Origin of the sequence: Streptococcus sp. HMSC067A03 (genome assembly GCF_001814295.1) — a bacterium.
Lineage (GTDB): Bacteria > Bacillota > Bacilli > Lactobacillales > Streptococcaceae > Streptococcus > Streptococcus constellatus.
The window spans coordinates 1-262 of sequence record NZ_KV815669.1 but is presented as its reverse complement, the minus strand read 5'-3'; the positions used below and the strand labels follow the sequence as shown (position 1 = coordinate 262).

3 tRNA genes are annotated in these 262 nt (G+C 54.2%); all 3 read left to right on the top strand.

From position 1 onward, the window contains the following. The 3 genes from HMPREF2963_RS06630 (at position 1) to HMPREF2963_RS06620 (ending at position 255) form a co-directional block, all read left to right on the top strand. Positions 1-90: transfer RNA gene (locus HMPREF2963_RS06630), tRNA-Ser, on the top strand. Between the two features lie 12 nt (positions 91-102). Then, positions 103-176 (top strand) — tRNA-Met (locus tag HMPREF2963_RS06625). Positions 177-182: 6 nt separating this feature from the next. Beyond that, positions 183-255: transfer RNA gene (locus tag HMPREF2963_RS06620), tRNA-Phe, on the top strand. Positions 256-262: the final 7 nt, after the last annotated feature.

Genomic DNA, 262 nt, shown 5'->3' with positions numbered 1-262 from the left:
GGAGGATTACCCAAGTCTGGCTGAAGGGAACGGTCTTGAAAACCGTCAGGCGTGTAAAAGCGTGCGTGGGTTCGAATCCCACATCCTCCTTAGTAGGAATAGCGCGGGATGGAGCAGCTAGGTAGCTCGTCGGGCTCATAACCCGAAGGTCGTAGGTTCAAATCCTGCTCCCGCAATAGGTAGGCTCGGTAGCTCAGTTGGTAGAGCAATGGATTGAAGCTCCATGTGTCGGCGGTTCGATTCCGTCTCGCGCCATTTGTTT